The sequence below is a fragment of the Fusobacterium sp. genome (assembly GCF_019012925.1).
Taxonomy (GTDB): Bacteria; Fusobacteriota; Fusobacteriia; order Fusobacteriales; family Fusobacteriaceae; genus Fusobacterium_A.
In genome coordinates this window covers 1-20,025 of the sequence record NZ_JAGIRL010000006.1, presented here as the reverse complement: position 1 = coordinate 20,025, position 20,025 = coordinate 1, and the positions used below count along the sequence as shown (strand labels likewise).

Annotated in this window: 19 protein-coding genes; 18 read left to right on the top strand and 1 reads right to left on the bottom strand. The window is 31.6% G+C overall.

The genetic code is table 11. From position 1 onward, the window contains the following. The first annotated feature begins 171 nt into the window (after nt 1-171). The 14 genes from QZ286_RS01025 (at nt 172) to QZ286_RS00960 (ending at nt 14,757) form a co-directional block, all read left to right on the top strand. The gene (locus QZ286_RS01025; protein WP_291255115.1) at nt 172-774 is read left to right on the top strand and encodes a helix-turn-helix transcriptional regulator; all 603 of its coding nucleotides are present in this window, start codon (nt 172-174) and stop codon (nt 772-774) included. 9 nt (nt 775-783) lie between these two features. Beyond that, entirely contained in the window at nt 784-3,354 is a 2,571-nt protein-coding gene (ppdK, locus tag QZ286_RS01020) for a pyruvate, phosphate dikinase (protein ID WP_291255114.1), read from the top strand. Nucleotides 3,355-3,370: 16 nt separating this feature from the next. After that, nucleotides 3,371-5,335 carry a fructose-1,6-bisphosphatase gene (locus QZ286_RS01015; RefSeq protein WP_291255113.1) on the top strand — a complete coding sequence of 655 codons (1,965 nt, stop codon included), beginning with the start codon at nt 3,371-3,373 and terminating at the stop codon, nt 5,333-5,335. Between the two features lie 81 nt (nt 5,336-5,416). After that, nucleotides 5,417-6,796 (top strand): OmpP1/FadL family transporter, encoded by a 1,380-nt coding sequence (locus QZ286_RS01010; RefSeq protein ID WP_291255112.1) that lies wholly within the window; start codon nt 5,417-5,419, stop codon nt 6,794-6,796. 30 nt (nt 6,797-6,826) lie between these two features. Continuing rightward, on the top strand, nt 6,827-7,399 hold the full coding sequence (locus tag QZ286_RS01005; RefSeq protein WP_291255111.1) for a TetR-like C-terminal domain-containing protein: 573 nt from the start codon (nt 6,827-6,829) through the stop codon (nt 7,397-7,399). A 189-nt stretch (nt 7,400-7,588) separates the two neighbouring features. After that, a complete protein-coding gene (locus tag QZ286_RS01000; RefSeq protein WP_291255110.1) occupies nt 7,589-8,431 on the top strand; it encodes a fumarate hydratase in 843 nt (280 codons plus the stop codon). Between the two features lie 25 nt (nt 8,432-8,456). Further along, nucleotides 8,457-9,014, top strand: a complete 558-nt coding sequence (locus QZ286_RS00995) for a Fe-S-containing hydro-lyase (protein ID WP_291255109.1) — start codon at nt 8,457-8,459, stop codon at nt 9,012-9,014. Between the two features lie 148 nt (nt 9,015-9,162). Then, complete coding sequence (locus QZ286_RS00990) at nt 9,163-9,846, top strand: metal ABC transporter ATP-binding protein (RefSeq protein ID WP_291255108.1); 684 nt, start codon at nt 9,163-9,165, stop codon at nt 9,844-9,846. 3 nt (nt 9,847-9,849) lie between these two features. Beyond that, nucleotides 9,850-10,791, top strand: coding sequence for an ABC transporter substrate-binding protein (locus QZ286_RS00985; protein ID WP_291255107.1), 942 nt, complete (start codon nt 9,850-9,852; stop codon nt 10,789-10,791). After that, nucleotides 10,769-11,524: an ABC transporter permease gene (locus tag QZ286_RS00980; protein ID WP_291255106.1), complete on the top strand. Its 756-nt coding sequence runs from the start codon at nt 10,769-10,771 to the stop codon at nt 11,522-11,524. Before QZ286_RS00985 ends, QZ286_RS00980 begins: the two co-directional genes overlap by 23 nt. Then, nucleotides 11,515-12,192, top strand: coding sequence for an ABC transporter ATP-binding protein (locus tag QZ286_RS00975; RefSeq protein WP_291255105.1), 678 nt, complete (start codon nt 11,515-11,517; stop codon nt 12,190-12,192). Before QZ286_RS00980 ends, QZ286_RS00975 begins: the two co-directional genes overlap by 10 nt. Before the next feature lie 57 nt (nt 12,193-12,249). Beyond that, on the top strand, nt 12,250-13,104 hold the full coding sequence (locus tag QZ286_RS00970) for a S1-like domain-containing RNA-binding protein (RefSeq protein WP_291255104.1): 855 nt from the start codon (nt 12,250-12,252) through the stop codon (nt 13,102-13,104). Nucleotides 13,105-13,134: 30 nt separating this feature from the next. Continuing rightward, a complete protein-coding gene (locus QZ286_RS00965; protein ID WP_291255103.1) occupies nt 13,135-13,479 on the top strand; it encodes a DUF5684 domain-containing protein in 345 nt (114 codons plus the stop codon). A gap of 87 nt (nt 13,480-13,566) precedes the next feature. Continuing rightward, on the top strand, nt 13,567-14,757 hold the full coding sequence (locus QZ286_RS00960) for a M20 family metallopeptidase (RefSeq protein WP_291255102.1): 1,191 nt from the start codon (nt 13,567-13,569) through the stop codon (nt 14,755-14,757). Nucleotides 14,758-14,826: 69 nt separating this feature from the next. Here the strand turns inward: QZ286_RS00960 and QZ286_RS00955 are convergent, their stop codons facing one another. After that, entirely contained in the window at nt 14,827-16,212 is a 1,386-nt protein-coding gene (locus QZ286_RS00955) for an aminopeptidase P family protein (RefSeq protein ID WP_291255101.1), read from the bottom strand. Nucleotides 16,213-16,464: 252 nt separating this feature from the next. Between QZ286_RS00955 and QZ286_RS00950 the strand changes: the two genes are divergently transcribed. From QZ286_RS00950 to QZ286_RS00935, 4 genes are all read left to right on the top strand, one after another. Further along, nucleotides 16,465-17,316, top strand: coding sequence for a histidinol-phosphatase HisJ family protein (locus QZ286_RS00950; RefSeq protein WP_291255100.1), 852 nt, complete (start codon nt 16,465-16,467; stop codon nt 17,314-17,316). 68 nt (nt 17,317-17,384) lie between these two features. Beyond that, complete coding sequence (locus tag QZ286_RS00945; RefSeq protein WP_291255099.1) at nt 17,385-17,813, top strand: META domain-containing protein; 429 nt, start codon at nt 17,385-17,387, stop codon at nt 17,811-17,813. 67 nt (nt 17,814-17,880) lie between these two features. Continuing rightward, nucleotides 17,881-19,191, top strand: a complete 1,311-nt coding sequence (locus QZ286_RS00940; RefSeq protein WP_291255098.1) for an MATE family efflux transporter — start codon at nt 17,881-17,883, stop codon at nt 19,189-19,191. 110 nt (nt 19,192-19,301) lie between these two features. Then, the coding region (locus tag QZ286_RS00935; RefSeq protein ID WP_291255097.1) for an AAA family ATPase at nt 19,302-20,025 on the top strand (724 nt) is incomplete at its 3' end.

Sequence of the window (20,025 nt, the reverse complement as noted above, 5' to 3'; positions counted from 1 at the left end):
TTTCAATTTAAATTATAGCACAAAACTCTAGAAAAATAGAGACTAAACTTCAAAAATAAAAAGTGTACACTTATAATAGTGTTGACTTATTATTTAAATAGTGATATAACCATATATATAGAGATTAAATTTTACTTAACATCAAATAAGTGTACACTAATAGGAGGAATAATGAGTCTTACTGAAAGACAGAGACAAATATTAAAGATAGTTAGAGAGAATGAACCAATTATAGGAGATGAGATAGCAAAAAAATTATCTTTAACAAGATCAGCATTGAGAACAGATTTTTCAGTGTTAACTAAGGCGGGTTTTTTAAAGTCTAAACCTAAATTGGGATATACCTATGTAGCGAGGGAAGAGAAAAGATATATTAAGGATATAATGGGAGATGTGGTGTCAGTAGATTCAGAGCTTTCTGTATATGAGACGATAATAAAAATATTTACTAAAGATGTAGGAACTATGTTTATAACAGAGAGGAATAGCCTTGTAGGAATAGTGTCAAGAAAAGATCTATTGAAGATAGCAATAGGAAAAAATGATATAGAGAGAGTACCGATAAATATTGTTATGACAAGAATGCCGAATATAATCTATTGTGAAGAGAATGAACCTATAATTGAAGGTGTGAAAAAGATAATAGAACATCAAATAGATTGTATTCCAGTAGTAAAGATAAAAGAGGTGAAGGGGAAAAAAATATATGAACTTGTTGGAAGATTGACTAAAACTAATATAGCTAAACTTTTCTTAGAATATTATAGTAAATAGGAGGAAGAAATGAAAAGAGTTTATTTATTTGAAGAGGGGAATAAAGAGATGATAAATATATTGGGTGGAAAGGGAGGAAACCTAGCAGAGATGAAAAAGATAGGACTTCCTATTCCAGAGGGGATTATCATCTCTACTGATGCTTGTAGAGAGTATTACAAAGATGGACAAACTATAAGTGAAAAGTTAAAAAATGAGGTATTAGAGCAAATAGATAAACTAGAAAAAATAACAGGGAAAGAGTTTGAGGGAGATAGACCACTTCTTGTGTCTGTGAGATCAGGAGCACCTGTTTCTATGCCTGGAATGATGGATACAATTTTGAACCTTGGAATGAATGATAAAACTGTTGAAAAGATGATGGGAATTTTTCATAATGAAGAGTTTGTTTATGACCTTTATTTCAGATTTATTCAGATGTTTGCAGAGATTGTAATGGGTGTGGAGAAGGAGAAATTCTTCAAATTAAAAGAGGAGCTAGGAAAAGAAGTAGATAGAAAAGAGTTAATAGCGAGAGCAAAGGAGCTATATGGAGAGGAGACAGGAAAAGAGTTTCCAGAGTGTGCTAAAGAACAGTTATTTATGGCTGTAGATGCAATATTTAACTCTTGGGAAAATGAGAGAGCAAAAGTTTATAGAAGAATAAATAGAATAGATGATGAGATGGGAACTGCTGTTGTGGTTCAAGAGATGGTTTTTGGAAATCTAAATGAGAAATCAGGAACAGGTGTTGCCTTTACAAGAAATCCTTCAAATGGAGATAAAGAGATATTTGGAGAGTATCTATTGAAGGCACAAGGTGAGGATATAGTAGCAGGTATTAGAACACCTGAACCAATAGAGAGATTAAAGGAGCAATTACCAGAAGTATATAGTGAATTTAGTAAGATTGCTAAGATTTTAGAGGAACATAATAAGGATATGCAAGACATAGAGTTTACCATTGAAGATGGAAAACTATTCCTATTACAGACTAGAAATGGTAAAAGAAGTCCATATGCAGCTGTAAAAATAGCTGTAGAGATGGTAAGAGAGGGACTACTTAGTAAAGAAGAGGCTATAGTGAAGGTAGATCCAGCAGTATTACCACAGTTACTACATGGAAATTTTGAAGAGAGTGCCATAAAGAAAGCTACACTTTTAGGAAAAGGATTGGCAGGATCAGCAGGAGTAGCTATTGGAAGAGTAGTATTTGCCTCTGAAAGAGTGCATACAAAAGAGATGACTATATTGGTTAGAGAGGAAACTTCTCCAGAGGATATAAAGGGTATCAGTTTGGCTCAAGGAATTGTAACAGTAAAAGGTGGAGCTACATCTCATGGTGCAGTGGTAGCAAGAGGAATGGGAAAATGTTGTGTGACAGGTTGTGGAGCTATAAAGATAGATGATATAAGAAGAGAGATGCATATCAATGGCTATACAGTAAAAGAGGGAGAGTTTATCTCAATAAGTGGATATACTGGAGAGATATATCTTGGAAAAGTACCTCTTACAAAGCCACAGTTTGATGAGAACTTGAAAGAGTTTGTAGCTTGGTGTAAAGAGATTAAAAGATTAGGAATTAGAATGAATGCTGATACAGTTGGAGATGCTAGTTTAGGAAAGGGATTTGGAGCAGAGGGAATAGGTCTTTGTAGAACAGAGCATATGTTCTTCCAAAAGGATAAGATATGGACAATTAGAGGAATGATATTGAGCCATAACCCCGAAGAGGTAAGATTAGCTCTTGAAAAGCTTCATGATATGCAAAAAGAGGACTTTTACAATATCTTTAAGGTAGTGGGAAATGATGTAGTAATTGTTAGATTACTAGATCCACCTCTACATGAATTTCTACCAAAAGAGCAGAAAGATAAAGAGAAGATGTGTGAGATATTAAATGTTTCTTATGAAGAGATAGAGAGAAGAATAAGAAATTTAAAAGATGAGAACCCAATGTTAGGGCATAGAGGTTGTAGATTGGCAGTAACTCGTCCAGAGCTATATAATATTCAGGCTAGAGCAATAATTGAAGCAAGTATTCAATGTAAGAGAGAGGGAATAGATGTAAAACCTGAGATAATGATTCCATTGATAATTGGAGCTAAGGAACTACAGTTTATTAAGAAAAATCTAATAAAAGAGATAGAGAGAGTTTTTGAAGGTGAGAGAATGAGAGTGGATTATAAGCTCGGAACTATGATGGAAACACCGAGAGCTTGTTTATTAGCTGATGAGATAGCAACAGATGTAGACTTCTTCTCTTTTGGAACAAATGATTTAACTCAAACAACAATGGGATTATCAAGAGATGACTCAGTAAAATTTATGCCTGAGTACTATGAGAATGGAATATTAAAAGTTGAACCATTTGCAACAATAGATGAGAGAGGTGTAGGAAAGTTAGTTAAATTAGCAGTTGAATTGGGAAGAAAAGGAAATAAAGAGATTGAAATGGGAGTATGTGGAGAGCATGGTGGAGATCCTAAGAGTATAGAGTTTTTCGATAGAGTAGGTTTAGACTATGTAAGTTGTTCTCCATTTAGAGTGCTAGTAGCTATAGTTGCAGCAGCACAGAGCCATATTTTACATAAGAATTAGATTGAGAGGATAATTTATGAAAAAATATGATGATATTCAGGAGCTTAAATACCTTAAGCTCCTTTCTTCTAAATTTAGAAATATTTCAGAAACTACAATTGAGATAATAAATTTACAAGCGATACTTAATTTACCTAAGGGAACAGAGCATTTTTTAACAGATATTCATGGGGAGTATCCAGCTTTTAACCACGTATTAAAAAATGGATCAGGGACTATAAAGGAGAAAATTAACGATATTTTTCAAGATACTCTAAATAATTTTGAGAAAAAGGAGTTGGCTAGTACAATATACTATCCACAGGAAAAGGTTGAGTATATATTAAAAAATAAAAAAAATCCAGATAAATGGTTAAAAGATAGCATATATAGAATGTTAGAAGTCTGTAGTGTAACTGCTTCAAAATATACAAGCTCAAAGGTAAGAAAGGCTATGTCAAAGGATTTTGAGTATATATTGCAGGAGCTTATCTATGAGAGAAAGGAGCTTCCAAACAGAAAAGAGTATGTTGAAAATATCATAGATACAATAATATCACTAGGTAGAGGTAAGGAGTTTATAAAAGCTATAGCTGATCTAATTCAGGGATTGATGATAGATAAATTACATATTATTGGAGATATTTATGATAGAGGAAGTAGTCCACATTTGATAATGGAGACTTTGATAAGACATCACAATACAGACATACAGTGGGGAAATCATGATATGCTATGGATAGGAGCAAGTTTGGGAAATCTTGCTTGTATAGCCAATGTGATTAGAATTTGTGCTAGATACTCCAATACTGACATATTGGAGGAAGCTTATGGAATCAATCTTCTCCCCTTGGCTACATTTGCTATTGATACTTATGGTAGTGACAGTTGTAAAAGTTTCATACCAAAAGGTGAGAAAAAATCACAACTTATGGCACAGATACATAAAGCTATTACAATTATTCAATTTAAAATTGAAGGGGAGATGTCAAAAAGAAATCCTCAATTTGAATTAGAAAAAAGACAACTACTGGATAAGATAGATTATGATTTGGGAACAGTGGAGCTGGAAGGAAGGAACTATCTTCTAAATGATAGGAATTTCCCAACAATAGATAAAAATAACCCATATATCCTTACTAACGAGGAGAGAGAGGTTATGGAAAAATTGGAGAAATACTTTATTAATAGTGAAAAATTACAAAGACATATAGATTTCTTCTTTACTAATGGAAGTGTGTATTTAAAATATAACTCCAATCTATTGTATCACGGGTGCATACCTTTGACAGAGTCTGGTGAGTTGAAAAGGGTATGTGTATTTGGTGAGGAACTAAAAGGGAAGGAGTACCTGGATAAGATAGAGGAGATAGTTAGAAAAGCTTACTTGTATAGAGGTAGAAAAGATAAACAAGAGAGGTATAATGATTTTTTATGGTATCTTTGGTGTGGAAAGGATTCCCCACTTTTTGGTAAGGATGCTATGAAAACCTTTGAAAGATATTTTATTGATGACAAGATAACACATATTGAAAATAAAAATCCATACTATAAACTATATAATGAGGAGAGTGTGTGTAGGAAGATTTTGAGTGAATTTGGCTTGAATCCTAATATTTCTCATATAATTAATGGACATGTTCCAGTTAAGACATTGAAGGGAGAGAAGCCAGTAAAAGCAAAAGGAAAGCTTTTTTTAATAGATGGTGGATTTTCAAAAGCTTATCAAAAAGAGACTGGAATAGCAGGATATACACTGATTTCCAACTCATATGGGTTGAAGATAGTGGAGCATGAACCATTTGAATCTCTTGAAAAGGCTATATGTGAGGGAAGAGATATAATATCTTCCACTAGGATTGTAGAGGATAGTAGTGTAAATAGAATAAGAGTAAAAGATACAGATATAGGAAGAGAACTTCAAACACAAATAAATGATCTGAGAAAACTATTAAAAGCTTATGAATTAGGAGTAATTCCTCAAGAAATTAAAAAAGATTAAAAAAAATTAATTTTTAATTAACTAATTATTAACTTACAGATGATATATTACATATGTTATAAATAATTTCTAGGAGGAATCATGAAAAAAAGATTAGGACTATTGGCTTTAGCAACAGTATTAAGTTCAGCAACTTATGCAGCTTCTATTGACCATATTCAAACATATACACCAGAATATTTAGGAAACCAAGCACAAAACGGTATGATAAATAAATCATCTGCTTACTATAACCCAGCAGGATTAGTTCACTTAGAGAATGGAACTTATGTTCAATTAGGTGGACAGTTAGCTTTAGGACATGAGAAGATGACATATGGAGGAAAAGAGTATAAGGCTCAATTAGTTCAACCTATACCAAACTTTGCACTATATAAAGTTGAAGATGATTCAGCACTATATTGGACATTTGGTGCTTTAGGTGGAGGTGGAGACCTAAAGTATAAAGATGGAGTGGCTGGTACAGCTGTAATTCCAGATATTTTAGCTGGAATAGGATTAGTAGGATTTAGTACAAATGAATCTAAGGTAGAGGGATCAAATCTATATATTCAGAATACTCTTGGTAAAGTATTTAAAGTTGATGAGAAGCTATCACTATCAGTAGCAGGTAGAGCTATCTATGGAAGTAGAACTCTAAAAGGGGATATTTACTTAAATGGAAAGGTTCCTAAGCTTGAAGGAGGACAGGTTGTTGGTATGGAATCAGTAAATGAAACAGCTTCTATGGATTCTAAAAGAACTGCTTGGGGATTTGGAGGACAGTTAGGATTAAACTATAAGGCTTCTGATAGATTAAATCTAGCTATGAGATATGACACTAGAGTTAAGTTAAACTTTAAAGCTCATGGTAGCGAACAAGGGTTAAATTCAAAAAATCCAATAGTAGGTAGTTTAAATGGATTAGGATTTGGTGCTTTCTATCCTGAGTACTCTATTGGAACTAAATCAAGAAGAGATCTACCAGCTATATTAGCAGCAGGTATGTCATATAGAGTAACTGATGATTGGACAGTGGCTCTATCAGGAAACTACTATTTCAACAAAGATGCTAAGATGGATAGTGGAGTGAAAAAAGGAAGTTCAAAATTAGAAACATTGAAAGTTAAAGAGATACATCCAGAATATGATAATGGTTGGGAGTTAGCTTTAGGAACTGAGTATAGATTATCACCTAAATGGGCAGTGTTAGGAAGTATAAACTATGCTGATACAGGAGCAAAGGTAACATCTTATGATGATGTAGAGTATGGATTAAACTCTGTAATGTTAGGAACAGGATTAAAATATAATCCAGATGATACAACAGAGTGGGTTTTCACAGTAACACATTTTATCTATGATTCTCAAGATGGACACTATAATCAAAAGTATTCAAATCCAATATTTAAAGATGTTAAAAATCCTGAATATAGTAAGAGTATAACTGCTATGGGAGTATCTTATACTAAGAGATTCTAATGGTTTTAGATATAATTAAAGGAGGACACAATGCCAAAAAAACCAATATTTACAAAGGAACAGGTATATAATAAAGCCTTTGAGATATTTAAAGCTGAGGGGATAGAGGGTATTAGTGCTAGAAATCTTGCAAAATCACTGGAGTCATCTCCAGCACCAATATATAGCTTTTACAATTCAATGGATATATTGAAACATGAGCTTTTAGAGAATGCAAAACAGCTCTTTCTTGAGTATGTAAAAAAAGAGAGAACAAACTTGATTTTCTTGAATATTGGAATGGGTATATGTATATTTGCAAGAGAGGAAAAAGAGTTATTTAGAGCTATATTTTTAAAAGAGAGCTTGGGAAAGAGAAATGAAGTAATAAGAGAGTTTAGAGATCTGATAAAGGAAGAGATGTTAAAAGATGGGAGATTTGATCATTTAGATGAAGAGTTTAAAATAGAACTTTATCTAGATTGTTGGATGTATGCCCATGGATTTGCAACTCTGATAGCAACTAATTATTTTGCTGAGATCAGTGATGAGTTTATAAAGACTAGATTGATGGAATCAGCAGCAACTATGCTATATCAAAGATTGGAAAACTATAAGAAATAGATGTAAAGAGAGGGTGCTTTAAAGAGTGCTCTCTTTTTTCTATTATTAATTAAATATATTCTATTCTAGAAGTCGATACTAAAAATCTATCCTAGGAACTATTCAAAAAATATGGAATTTATGGTATGATAAAGTTAGAGCGTTACAAAAAAATTAAAGTTTAACTTTAAAAAGAAGGGCGGGTTTCTAATGAAAGAATTAGATTTAAAAAGAGTTACTGATGAAGTAGAAAGAATGTGCATTGAAGGGAATTATTTTATTGGGAAAGAGGTTCTAGATAAGATCAAAGATGCTTATGAGAAAGAGGAATCAGAAGTAGGAAAAAATATCTTAGGGCAGATCATAGAGAATGATGAGATAGCTATGAGAGAGGAAGTTCCTATGTGCCAAGATACAGGGATAGTAGTTGTATTCCTAGAGATAGGTACAGAGGTAAAAATATCGGGAGATATATATGAAGCTATAAATGAGGGAGTTAGAAGAGGGTATGAAAAGGGATACCTTAGAAAATCTGTTGTAAGACATCCATTAGATAGAGTTAATACTAAGGATAACTCTCCAGCTATAATCCATACAAAACTTGTTCCAAACTCAGATAAAGTTAAAATAGTTGTGGCTCCAAAAGGTGGAGGATCTGAGAATATGAGTGCTTTGAAGATGTTAAAGCCTTCAGATGGAATAGAGGGTGTAAAAAAATTAGTAGTTGATACAGTGAAAAATGCTGGTGGAAATCCTTGCCCACCAATAATAGTTGGAGTAGGAATAGGTGGAAACTTTGAAAAAGCAGCTATTCTAGCCAAAGAAGCTGTTTTAAGAGATATAAATGATGTAAATCCAGATCCTATTGCAAGAGGATTAGAGGAGGAGTTATTAGAGTTAATAAATAAAACAGGAGTTGGACCATTAGGATTGGGAGGTTTAACTACTGCCCTTGCTGTAAAAGTAAATACTTATCCTTGCCATATAGCTGCTTTACCAGTGGCAATCAATATAAACTGTCATGCAGCTAGACATAAAGAGATAGAATTATAGATAGAGGTTTGAGGAGGAAAAGCTAATGGAATATCATATTACAACACCTTTAAAAGAGGAAGATATAGCTAAATTAAAAGCTGGGGATACAGTTAAGATAACAGGAGTTATATATACAGCAAGAGATGCTGCACACGCAAGACTTGTTAAATTATTAGAAGAGGGAAAAGAATTACCTATAGATATAAAAGGGCAAGTGATCTACTATGTTGGACCTACACCAGCAAAACCAGGAAAGCCAATAGGAAGTGCTGGACCAACTACAAGTTATAGAATGGACGCATATGCTCCAGATCTAATTAAAGTAGGATTAAAGGGAATGATAGGAAAAGGAGCTAGATCAAAAGAGGTTAAGGAAGCTATTGTTTCTGAAAAGGCAGTTTATTTTGCTGCAGTTGGTGGAGCTGCTGCACTTATATCAAAATCTATAAAAAAAGCTGAATTAATAACTTATGAGGATTTAGGAGCAGAGGCTCTTAGAAGATTGGAAGTAGAGGAGTTTCCAGCAATAGTTATAAATGATATCTATGGTGGGGATCTATACCAAGAGGGACAAGCTAAATGGAATAGATTAGATAAATAATCAAATAATAGACTACACTCAAAATTTCAAGATGAGATAGAGAGTGTAGTTTTTTTATTCTTGTTAAATATTATTTAATTTGATTTACTTAAATTTTAGATCGTGATATAATATAGTATAGAATATATATTTTATTGGAGGTAGCTAGATGGAAAATATTTTAACAGTGGAAAATTTTTGCTTATTGTACAAGAACAGAAGTGTTTTAGAAAATCTTTCTTTTGTTGTGGAAAAAGGCGATTATCTAGCTATAGGAGGAGTGCCTGGTTCTGGAAAAAGTACTTTGATAAAGAGTATTTTAGGTTTGATTAATTCAGGAGTGAGTGGAGATATACAGTACCACAATATAGGAAAAGATGAGGTCAGTTATATTGCTCAAAACTCAGCACAACAGAAAGAGAATTTTATAGGAACAGTAAGAGAGGTAGTAGCAGTGGCACTACTATCTAAAAAAAGAGTAAGACTCTTTAAAGATGAAGATTGGGATAAGGTAGACTCCCTTTTAAAAAGATTGGATCTATATGATATCAGAGATCAAAAGATTAACAAATTAAATAAAGGTCAGCTGTTGAGAGCAAATTTGGCAAAGCACCTGATAACAGAGCCGAAGCTATTAATAATAGATAGTCCTAACTCAACACTTGATATGAAGAATAAGTTAGCCTTTTATCAGACGATAAAGACTCTATGTAGTGAGGATCAATTGACAGTTATATTTATAACTCACAATATAAAAGAGATATGTCAGTATGCAAATAGATTACTATTTCTAAATAAAAAAGATAGAAGCTACTATTTTGGTGATTCACAAGAGTTTTTCAAGGGGAGATAATAGATGATAAAAAGTAAGATAGTAAAGATATTTTTGTTAGGTTTGTTGAGTTTAAGTGCCTATGCACAAAATATAAAGTTTTTAGTTCCTGATGGATTACCAGCTATGTCTATAGCTAATATGATGTCTGATGTAAAAACTATAGATGAGGACACAGTGACTTATAAGATAGAGAAAGCTTCAGATGCCCTTGTAGTAGATATGCTAAAGAGAGAGGGAGATATAGGAATAGTTCCTTCAAACTTTTCAGCTCAGCTATATAACAAGAATTTAAATTATAAGATTTTGGGAACAGTAGGTTGGGGATCTTTCTATGTAATAAGTAGAGATAATATTTCCTCATTAGATGAATTAAAAGGAAAAAAAGTATATACTTTTGGAAAGGGATTAACTCCAGATATAATATTTCAATCTATTTTAGAAGCTAAGGGGCTAAGTAGTAAAGATTTAGAGATAAATTATCTAGCCAATGGAAATGAGTTGGCTATGCTATTTCTAAGTAAAAAAATAGATACGGCAGTTATTCCAGAGCCAATGCTAAGTAAAATTCTAACTAAGAGTGTGACTACAAATATTGTAGCCAATTTAAATGATGAATGGAAAAATATAATGGAGTCAGATCTAGGTTACCCTCAAGCAACTTTGGTGGTAAAAGAGGAGTTATATAGTTCAAATCCAAAATTAGTAGAAAAATTAGTAGAAAAAATTAGAGAGAGTAGTGTACTATTATATAAAGATAGAGAGAGAACTACAAAAAATATCAAAGAGAATAACATAACTGTAGATACAAGCAATTTAGATGAGATATTGAAAAGAGCAAATATCTATTATACACCAATATTTGATTGTCAAGAGGAGTACAATAAGTATTTTAAAAATTTGAATGAAGTAAATAGTAAAGTAATCGGAGGAAAAGTACCAGATGAAGAGATATTTGCAAAGTAGTTATAGAATACTTTCCTTTATACTCTTTATTGTTATTTGGGAGGGAGTTGCCTTGTTTATAGACAACTCTCTTCTTTTTCCTAGAGTTGATCAAGTGGGAGAATCACTTTTAAAAATAATGGGAAGTATAGAGTTTTTACATACTCTATACAATACTTTAAGCAGACTTTTTTTAGTGATACTGTTATCTCTTTTGGGAGCTACTATAGTTGCAACAATATCATATAAATATAAAGTAGTTAAACAACTGTTATCACCATTCATAGTATTCTTAAGAGCTGTACCAACAATAGCAATAATTATATTGGTATTGATTTGGAGTACAACAGAGAGTGTTCCAATAGTAGTTGGGTCCTTGATACTCTTTCCAATACTCTATGAGAGCATTTTAGGGGCATTAAATAACAGTGATGTCAATCTTTTAAAAATGTCAAAAATCTATAAAGTACCTCAAAAGAGAGTGATAACTGATATCTATATCCCAAGTGTCTACTACTCTATAGCACCAAATTTACCCTCATATATCGGACTGACATTCAAAGTGATAATAGCTGGAGAGGTACTTTCACAGGAGAGTTTTTCAATAGGTGGGGAGATATTTTTGAATAAGATATACTTAGAAAGCTCAAATATATTTGCTTGGATTGCAATTGTAATAGTGATTAACTATATTTTAGAGAATGGCTTAAAAAGATTGAACTATATGGTGAGTAGGAGTTATAGATGGAAGTAAAAAATATAGAGAAAAGCTTTGGAGATAGGGCTGTTTTGTCAGGGATATCTTTTGTTGGAGAAGAGGGAAAAGTTACTGTGATCTTAGGGGAGTCTGGTTGTGGAAAGACAACACTTCTAAATATCTTATCCAAAGATATTACCGAATATTCGGGAGAAGTAGTTTATGAAAGAGATATAGAGAAAGGAATATCCTATATTTTTCAAGAGGACACCTTAATTCCTTGGAAAACTGTATATGAAAATATAGAGTATGTCTTAAAGGATAAGATTCCTCAAGATACTATGAAAGAGTATATAGAGAGGTATTTGAAAGTGGTAAATCTCTTGGATTATAGAGATGAATATCCAAAGAATTTAAGTGGTGGTATGAAGAGGAGAGTTGGAATAGCAAGGGCTTTTGCCTTTCCAAGTGATTATCTTTTTATGGACGAGCCTTTTGAGTTTTTAGATATTAAAACTAAAAAAGAGATAGTTGATTATCTAAAATTATTTCAAATGAAGGAGAGAAAAACAGTGTTTCTCATCACACACGATATAGATTTAGCCGTGGAGTTGGGAGATACTATTATAGTTTTTTCAAAAAAACCTACTACAATAAAAAAGATATTTAAAAGGGAAGAGAAGCATTTAGAATTAAAAGATGAAATTAAAAAATTATTCTTGTAAAAAATAAAAATAAAATGTATAATACAGGTGTATTGTTAGAGAGATAAGGAGAAATTGATGATAAAAATAGGAAAAAGACAGAGATTGGTTATAAATAATTTTGCTAGTGTTGGGGCGTACCTTGATGCTGGAACAGGTGATAGTAAGGATAATATACTTTTACCTAACAATGAATTAGAGGACAGAGATCTAAAAGAGGGAGACGAGGTTGAAGTTCTAGTTTATATGGACTCTGAAGATAGACCAGTGGCAACTTTTAGAAAGACAGAAGCTTTAGTAGGAACTTTAGCTAAGTTAGAGGTAACAGATGTTCACCCAACTTTAGGAGCTTTTATGGATTGGGGATTGAAGAAGGAATTACTTCTGCCTAAAAGACAGCAGGAGACTGATGTTGAAGTTGGAAAAAGATATTTGGTAGGAATTTATGAGGATAGTAAGGGTAGACTTTCAGCTACAATGAAGATATATAAATTCTTATTACCAAGCACATCAATGAAGAAAAATGATATAGTTTCAGGAACAGTATATAGAATAAATGATGAGATTGGTGTTTTTGTTGCTGTAGAGGATAGATATTTTGGATTAATACCAAAAAATGAGTACTTCAAAAACTATAAGATAGGTGATGAAATAGAAGCGAGAGTAATAAGAGTAAGAGAAGATGGGAAATTGGATCTTTCTCCTAGAGAACTTGCTTATATCCAGTTAGATAAAGATGCAGAGCTAATACTTGAAAAAATGAGAATTTTAAAAGATAGTTTCAGATTCAATGACAAAACTACTCCAGAACAGATAGTGGACTATTTTAATATGAGTAAAAAAGCATTTAAAAGAGCTGTTGGAAATCTATTAAAACAGGGGAAAATAGAGAAAACAGAGGACGGATATTTTAAATTGGTTTCAAAAAAATAAAATATAAAAACATCAGAAGGAGGATTTAAGATGATTGGTTTAATTATTTTAATCATTGTTCTAGCAGGAATGTGGAAAGCTTTTACAAAGGCAGGATTACAGGGGTGGACATCATTAATTCCAATTTATAATGTGTATTTAATGATAACAGTTTTAGCTAAATTGAGTTGGTGGTATATTCTACTTCTAATAATACCAATAGTGAACTTCTTTGTAGTTATAAAGATAAATATAAATATTGCTAAAAACTTCAAAATAAGCTCACCTGTATTATTTGGTTTAGGACTTACATTTTTAGGATTTATTTTCTATCCAATATTGGGATTTGGAAACTATGATTTTGCTACTGGAGATGAAGCAGAAATAATAGATTAATTAAGATTATAGAGATTAAAGGTGAAAATTTTTATCTTATTGGACAAAAATTTTCTCCTTTTTTTATAAGTATAACTAGGAGGAAAAATGAGCATAAAAACAGTATTTGATAGCATTAATAAAGATTGGTTAATTGAGACAAGAAGAGATCTACATAAGATACCAGAATTAGATTTTCAACTTCCAAGGACAATAGCATATGTAACTCATATTTTAGATGAATTGGGAATTAAATATAGAGTTGGAGTAGGAAAATCAGGTATAGTAGCAGATATAGAGGGGCAGGATAAGGGTAAAACTATAGCTTTAAGAGCTGATATGGACGCTTTACCAATATTAGAGTGTAGTAGTAAGGGGTATAAGTCTACTATAGATGGTCAGATGCATGCCTGTGGACATGATGTACATACAGCAATACTTTTAGGTGTTGGAAAAGCATTGTCAGAAAATAGAGAGGGCTTACCTTGTAATGTAAGATTAATTTTTCAACCAGCTGAAGAGACAAGTGGAGGAGCTCTACCTATGATAGAAGATGGTTGCCTAGAAGGTGTAGATGCAATCTATGGTTTACATGTAGATCCTACAATAGAGTGTGGAGTAGTTGGAATAAAATATGGAGCTTATTGTGCCTCGTCAACTGATGTAAAGATAGAGATAGAGGGGAAAAGTTGTCATGGAGCTTACCCTAGTCAAGGTGTAGATGCCATTGTTACAGCTTGTAGTATAATTACATCACTTCAAAGCATTATCAGTAGAAATATAGATTCAAGAGATTCAGCTGTACTTAGTTTAGGGAAGATAAATGGTGGAGATAAAGAAAATATAGTAGCTCAAAGAGTTGTAGCTTCAGGAACATTGAGAACACTATCCAACGATGTAAAAGTAAGAGCTAAAGAGAGAATAAAAGAGATGGTAGAGAATTCAGCTAAAGCTTATGGTGCAGTGGGAAAAGTGTCATATGCTGATGGATACTCCGCTCTTGTAAATCATGACGAATATGTGGATATAGTCAAAGCAAATGCTAAAGAGCTATTGGGAGAAAAGGGAGTTTATGAAAAGAAATTGGCTAATATGGGAGTTGAAGATTTTGCTTACTATGTTGAAAAAGTGCCAGGAGTTTTCTTTAACTTAGGTGTTGGAAATATTTCTAAAGGTATAGTAGCACCACTTCACAATGATAAGTTTGATATAGATGAAGATAGCTTGGAGTTAGGAGTAAAGTTACAAGTTTTAAATATTTTTTCAACATATAAAAAACTAACTTCAAATTGTCAGTAAATTTAGATATATAGGTTAAAAAAGAGAGTGTAGATAAAATCTGATCATCTACACTCTTTACTTTATATTTTATCTATTGATACATGCTTCAACTTCGTGAGGATATTTAGGCATCTTATCACCTAATCTTCTTGCTCCTGTTTCAGTTATCAAGAAATCTCCCTCATATCTCATACCACCAAAAGAAAGGTACTTTTCAATCTCTTCATAATTTAGATACTCAGTAAACTTGTTAGCTTCCTTCCATCTTCTTACTAATTCAGGGATAAAGTATATACCAGGTTCAACAGTAAATACATAACCAGGTCTTAACTTTCTAGCTAATCTCAATGATTTAAGACCAAATTGCATCTCTCTAGGAAAATCTTCATAACCTACATAGTTTTCTCCAAGAGCTTCCATATCATGTACATCAAGTCCTAACATATGACCTAGTCCATGTGGGAAAAATAGAGCATGAGCTCCAGCTTTTACAGCTTCCTCTGTATCTCCCTTCATAAGCCCTCTCTTTTTCATTCCTTCAGTTAAGACTTTACATACTTCAAGGTGTACCTCTTTGTAAGTTATACCAGGTTTGATAAGCTCTTCAGCCTTTTCAAACATCTCTATCAAAAGTGAATAAATATCTTTTTGTACATCAGTAAACTTACCAGAAACAGGGAAAGAAGTTGTCATATCACCACAATATCCATTCTCGATTCTAGCACCAGCATCTAATACTACTAGATCTCCCTCTTGTAAAGTGTTACCATGATAGTGATTATGTAGTATCTGACCGTTTCTTGTGAATATAGTGTGGAAAGATGTAGAGGCATTGTATCTAGCTACAACTTCTTCAAGAGCAGCTACTACTTCATACTCTTTCATTCCAGGCTTAACTACTTCCATAGCTTTGAGATGCATCTCTCTTGTTATATTTACAGCTTTCTCAATTTCAGAGATCTCTAGAGCTGATTTTGTGTTTCTCTGTTCAACAACACTTAGAATAAGTTTTTCAGATGTAAAATTATTAAAATTAAATGGGTCAATTTTAAAGTATTTGCTCAATTGCATAGTAGTTTCACTTCTATATTGTGGTAAAAATAGTAGTTCTCTTTTCTCCTCTAAAAGTGAGTTAGCAAATTGAGAAAATTCTGTCATTTCAACAAAATTATTTATTCCAACATCTTCAGCAAAAGATTTTAATAATTTTTGTTCTCCCATCCAAACAATATCATCAAGAGTAAAATCAGTACCAAAAATATACTCCTTATTATTGTCAACATCAATTACTCCTATAAGGTTTGGAACATTCATACCAAAATAATATAAAAAACTAGCATCTTGCTCAAAGTGATAGTTATTTCCTCTGTAGTTTCTAGGTGATTCTTGATTTCCAGGTAAAATTACAACACCAGATTTTAAAAGAGATTTCAATCTTTCTCTTCTTTCGATATATACATTTTTATCAAACATTTTTACCTCCATAGATTAAAATATATATTCTAAATTAATATCTAACTTTTTAGATTTTATAATATTTATCTAAAATTTTCAACATATTTTTATCCAACTATTAAATGTGAGAATAAATGAGAGTTTTTAAATATTTTAAATTTATAGTGAGAGTGGAGATTGCGTGGGAATAATAAAAAATGATTAATTAAAGGACAAGAAAAGAATTAAAGAGTAAATTTTTAAAGAAGGAATATATTTAATTTAAAAAATATGTTAGAATATATAAAATATGAATTATATTTAGAGGTGAGAGAGATGTTTATAAATGATTATCATATTCATAGTGAGTTTTCAGGGGATTCTAATCAGAATATGAGAGATATTTTTGAAAAAGCAATCTCTTTAGGTTTAGACGAGATTGCAATAACTGATCATTTGGAGTATGATATTGAAGGAATGACAGAAAAATGGATTTTAAATTTAGATAAATATACTAAAACAGTATTAGAGTATCAAGATGAGTATAGAGGAAAATTAGATATAAAATTGGGTGTAGAAGTGGGAGTACAACCTCATACAAGAGAGTATTTGGAAGAGCAGGTAAAAAAATACCCATTTGATTTTGTAATAGCTTCAACACATGCTATTAATAGATGTGATCTAGCTTGGGGAGAGCTTCAAAAAACAAGAAATAAAGAGGAATTACAGAGATTTTATTTTGAAACAGTTTTAGATAATGTGAAAAAATATGAACAGTTTTCTGTATATGGTCATATGGATTTTGTAACTAGATATGGTGGACCTGAGTACAGAGGTATGGATTATCATATGCATAAAGATATAATTGATGAGATATTGAGAACACTGATCCATAAGGGAAAGGGGATAGAGATCAATACTTCAGGTTATAGATATAAAGAGAATAGATTCTATCCGTGTACAGATATAGTAAAAAGATATTTTGAATTGGGTGGAGAGATCATAACTATAGGGTCTGATTCACATATTAAAGAGTATCTAACTCTTGACTTTGATGTGGCATATGAGTTCTTAAAAAGTATAGGAGTAAGCTATATTTGTGGATTTGATAAGATGAAACCTGTTTTTAAAAGAATAAAATAAATTGATATATTTTTCTGAATATGTTACAATTATTAAACAGTATAAAATTAGAAGAGGAGAGGGTGTAAATGAAAAAATCATTATTGATGATAACACTAATAGGAGCTTTGTTAAGTGGATGTACAGCATTAGAAAAAACAAGTGAGACAGCTGATAAAGTGAGTACAATGAGTAAAACTGCCCAAACTATGTTAGATATGAACTCTATAAAAGGAGTAGAATATACATTGGAAGGATCAGATATTACTGTAGTATTTGATAGTGGAAAGATCTATGGTTTTTCAGGAGTTAATAGATACTTTGGTGTTGTAGAGATAGAAGGAGATAAGGTAACTATTGATAATGTAGCATCTACTATGATGGCTGGAGAACCAGCTAAGATGGAGAGCGAAGTTGAGTATTTAAGAAAATTAGCAAATGTAAATAAAATTGTAATAGAAGAGAATAGCATTTCATTATTAGGAAATGATAAACCATTAAAATTTATAAAAAAATAATAGTTAATTAAAATAATTAGACTGGCTTCTTTTTGGAGTCAGTCTTTGCTTTGAAACAGGAGGAGCTATGTCAAAATCAATTAGCTTAGGGAAGGATTCAATAGGAAAATTATTTTTAAACTTTTCTATTCCTGCTGTAACAGGAATGTTAGTTACAGCCTTTTATGCCATAATTGATGGGGTTTTTATAGGACAAGGGGTTGGAGCAGATGGACTTGCTGCTATAAATATAGGTTATCCAATAGTAAACTTTGGAGCAGCTTTGAGTTTGATGTTTGGAGTAGGAGGATCAACACTGATATCCCTCTATCCCAAAAATAAAAAAATTCAAAATAGATGTTTCTCATATATAATAACTTTGAATATAATAAGTTATATCTTTATAGTGTTGATGGTTATAATCTTCAACGAAAAGCTATTATATTTAATGGGATCTAGTGAACAATTATTACCAATGGTAAAAGCCTATCTTTATCCTTGTACTGTTGGAGTAGGTTTTTTGATGTTGGCAAATAGCTTAAATGCTGTTGTTAGAAATGATAAGTCGCCAACATATGCATTTATAGCAATGGTAATTGGAGCTGTTACAAATATAATTTTAGACTGGCTATTTATAATAGTATTTAGATGGGGAATGTTTGGAGGAGCTTTAGCTACAGCTATTGGACAACTATTTTCAATGCTGTTTTTAATAAAATATTTTTTCAGATTTGGTTGTCACTTTAAATATAAATTTATGAAGTTAAAATTAAATATTTTATATAAAATGTTGATGATAGGATTCCCATCTTTTATAATGGAATTTGCAGTAGCTCTGATAACAATACTATTTAACTTATCATTTATGAAATATAGTGGAGAGTTGGGAGTTTCAGCTTTCTGTATAGTAGGTTATATATTCTATATCTTTAGAATGTTATTCTCTGGACTAGGACAAGGAATACAACCAATTGTAAGTTATAACTATGGTGCTAAGCTAAATGATAGGGTAAAAGGGATATATAAATTGGGACATAGGGTTTCATTTGTAATTTCAACACTTGTATTGATTTGGGTAGTGTTCTTTAGTAAGAGCTTGATTGTTCTATTTAATAATGATATTGTTTTAAGAGAAAAAGCATCAGAAGGAATGATACTATATACAAGTGCTATCATATTTATGGGAGCTAATTTTATAAATATAGCCTATTTACAATCAAAGGGAAAGGCTAACTCAGCCAATTTATTGTCTATATTAAGGAGTACAGTGTATGTAGCTATTACTTTATTTATCTTACCGAAGATAATAGGTGAGAGAGGGGTATGGTTAGCTTTACCTGTATCTGATCTATTAACATATCTAACCACAGTGGTTTTACAAAAAAGAGGAATGTTATAAAAAGGTGTAGGTGAACTAGTAATTTTTAATTATTGGTTTCACACCTTTTTTAATTTTTTGCAAAAAATAGGAGTCCTTTTAGAAGATTTGGTAAAACTCTTAACATGTCTATGTTAAAATATTTCTTTGCTATCAAAAACAGAGAAGAAAATAGAAAATTATTTAATGGACTTTATATAGAAAATTCTCCTTTAATTAAAGAGCAAGGTAAATATCCAGTTATCTTTATTACTATGAAAGAGCTTAAGAGAAATAGTTTTAAATTGATGTCTTCTCAAATAAGAACATTAATCTCTGATTTGTTTGCAGAATATAAATATTTAAGAGAGAGTTTAGATGAGAGAGATATTAAAGTATTTGAAAAAATATGGAATAGAGAAGATGAAGACTATAGTAATTCTCTAAAATTTTTAATAAACTGTTTAATTGAATATTATCAACAAAAAGTAATTATTTTAATAGATGAATATGATACCCCATTACTTACTGCACATGAGGTTGGTTACTACAATGAGGCTTTACAATTTTTTAAAACTTTCTATGGTGGAGCTTTAAAAACTAATCCTAATTTACAAATGGGAGTGCTAATAGGAATAATTAGAGTAGCTCAAGCTGGGATATTTTCTGATTTGAATAATTTTTATTCTAATACAATTTTAGAAAATGAAGGAGAAGATATGTTAAAATATTATAAAGTGGAATGTAAACTTGAAGAAGTAAAAGAGTGGTATAATGGATATACTTTTGGTAACACACAAGTATATAACCCTTGGAGTATTTTACACTTTGTAAGGGTTAAAAAATTAAATTCTTTTTGGGTAAATACATCTTCTA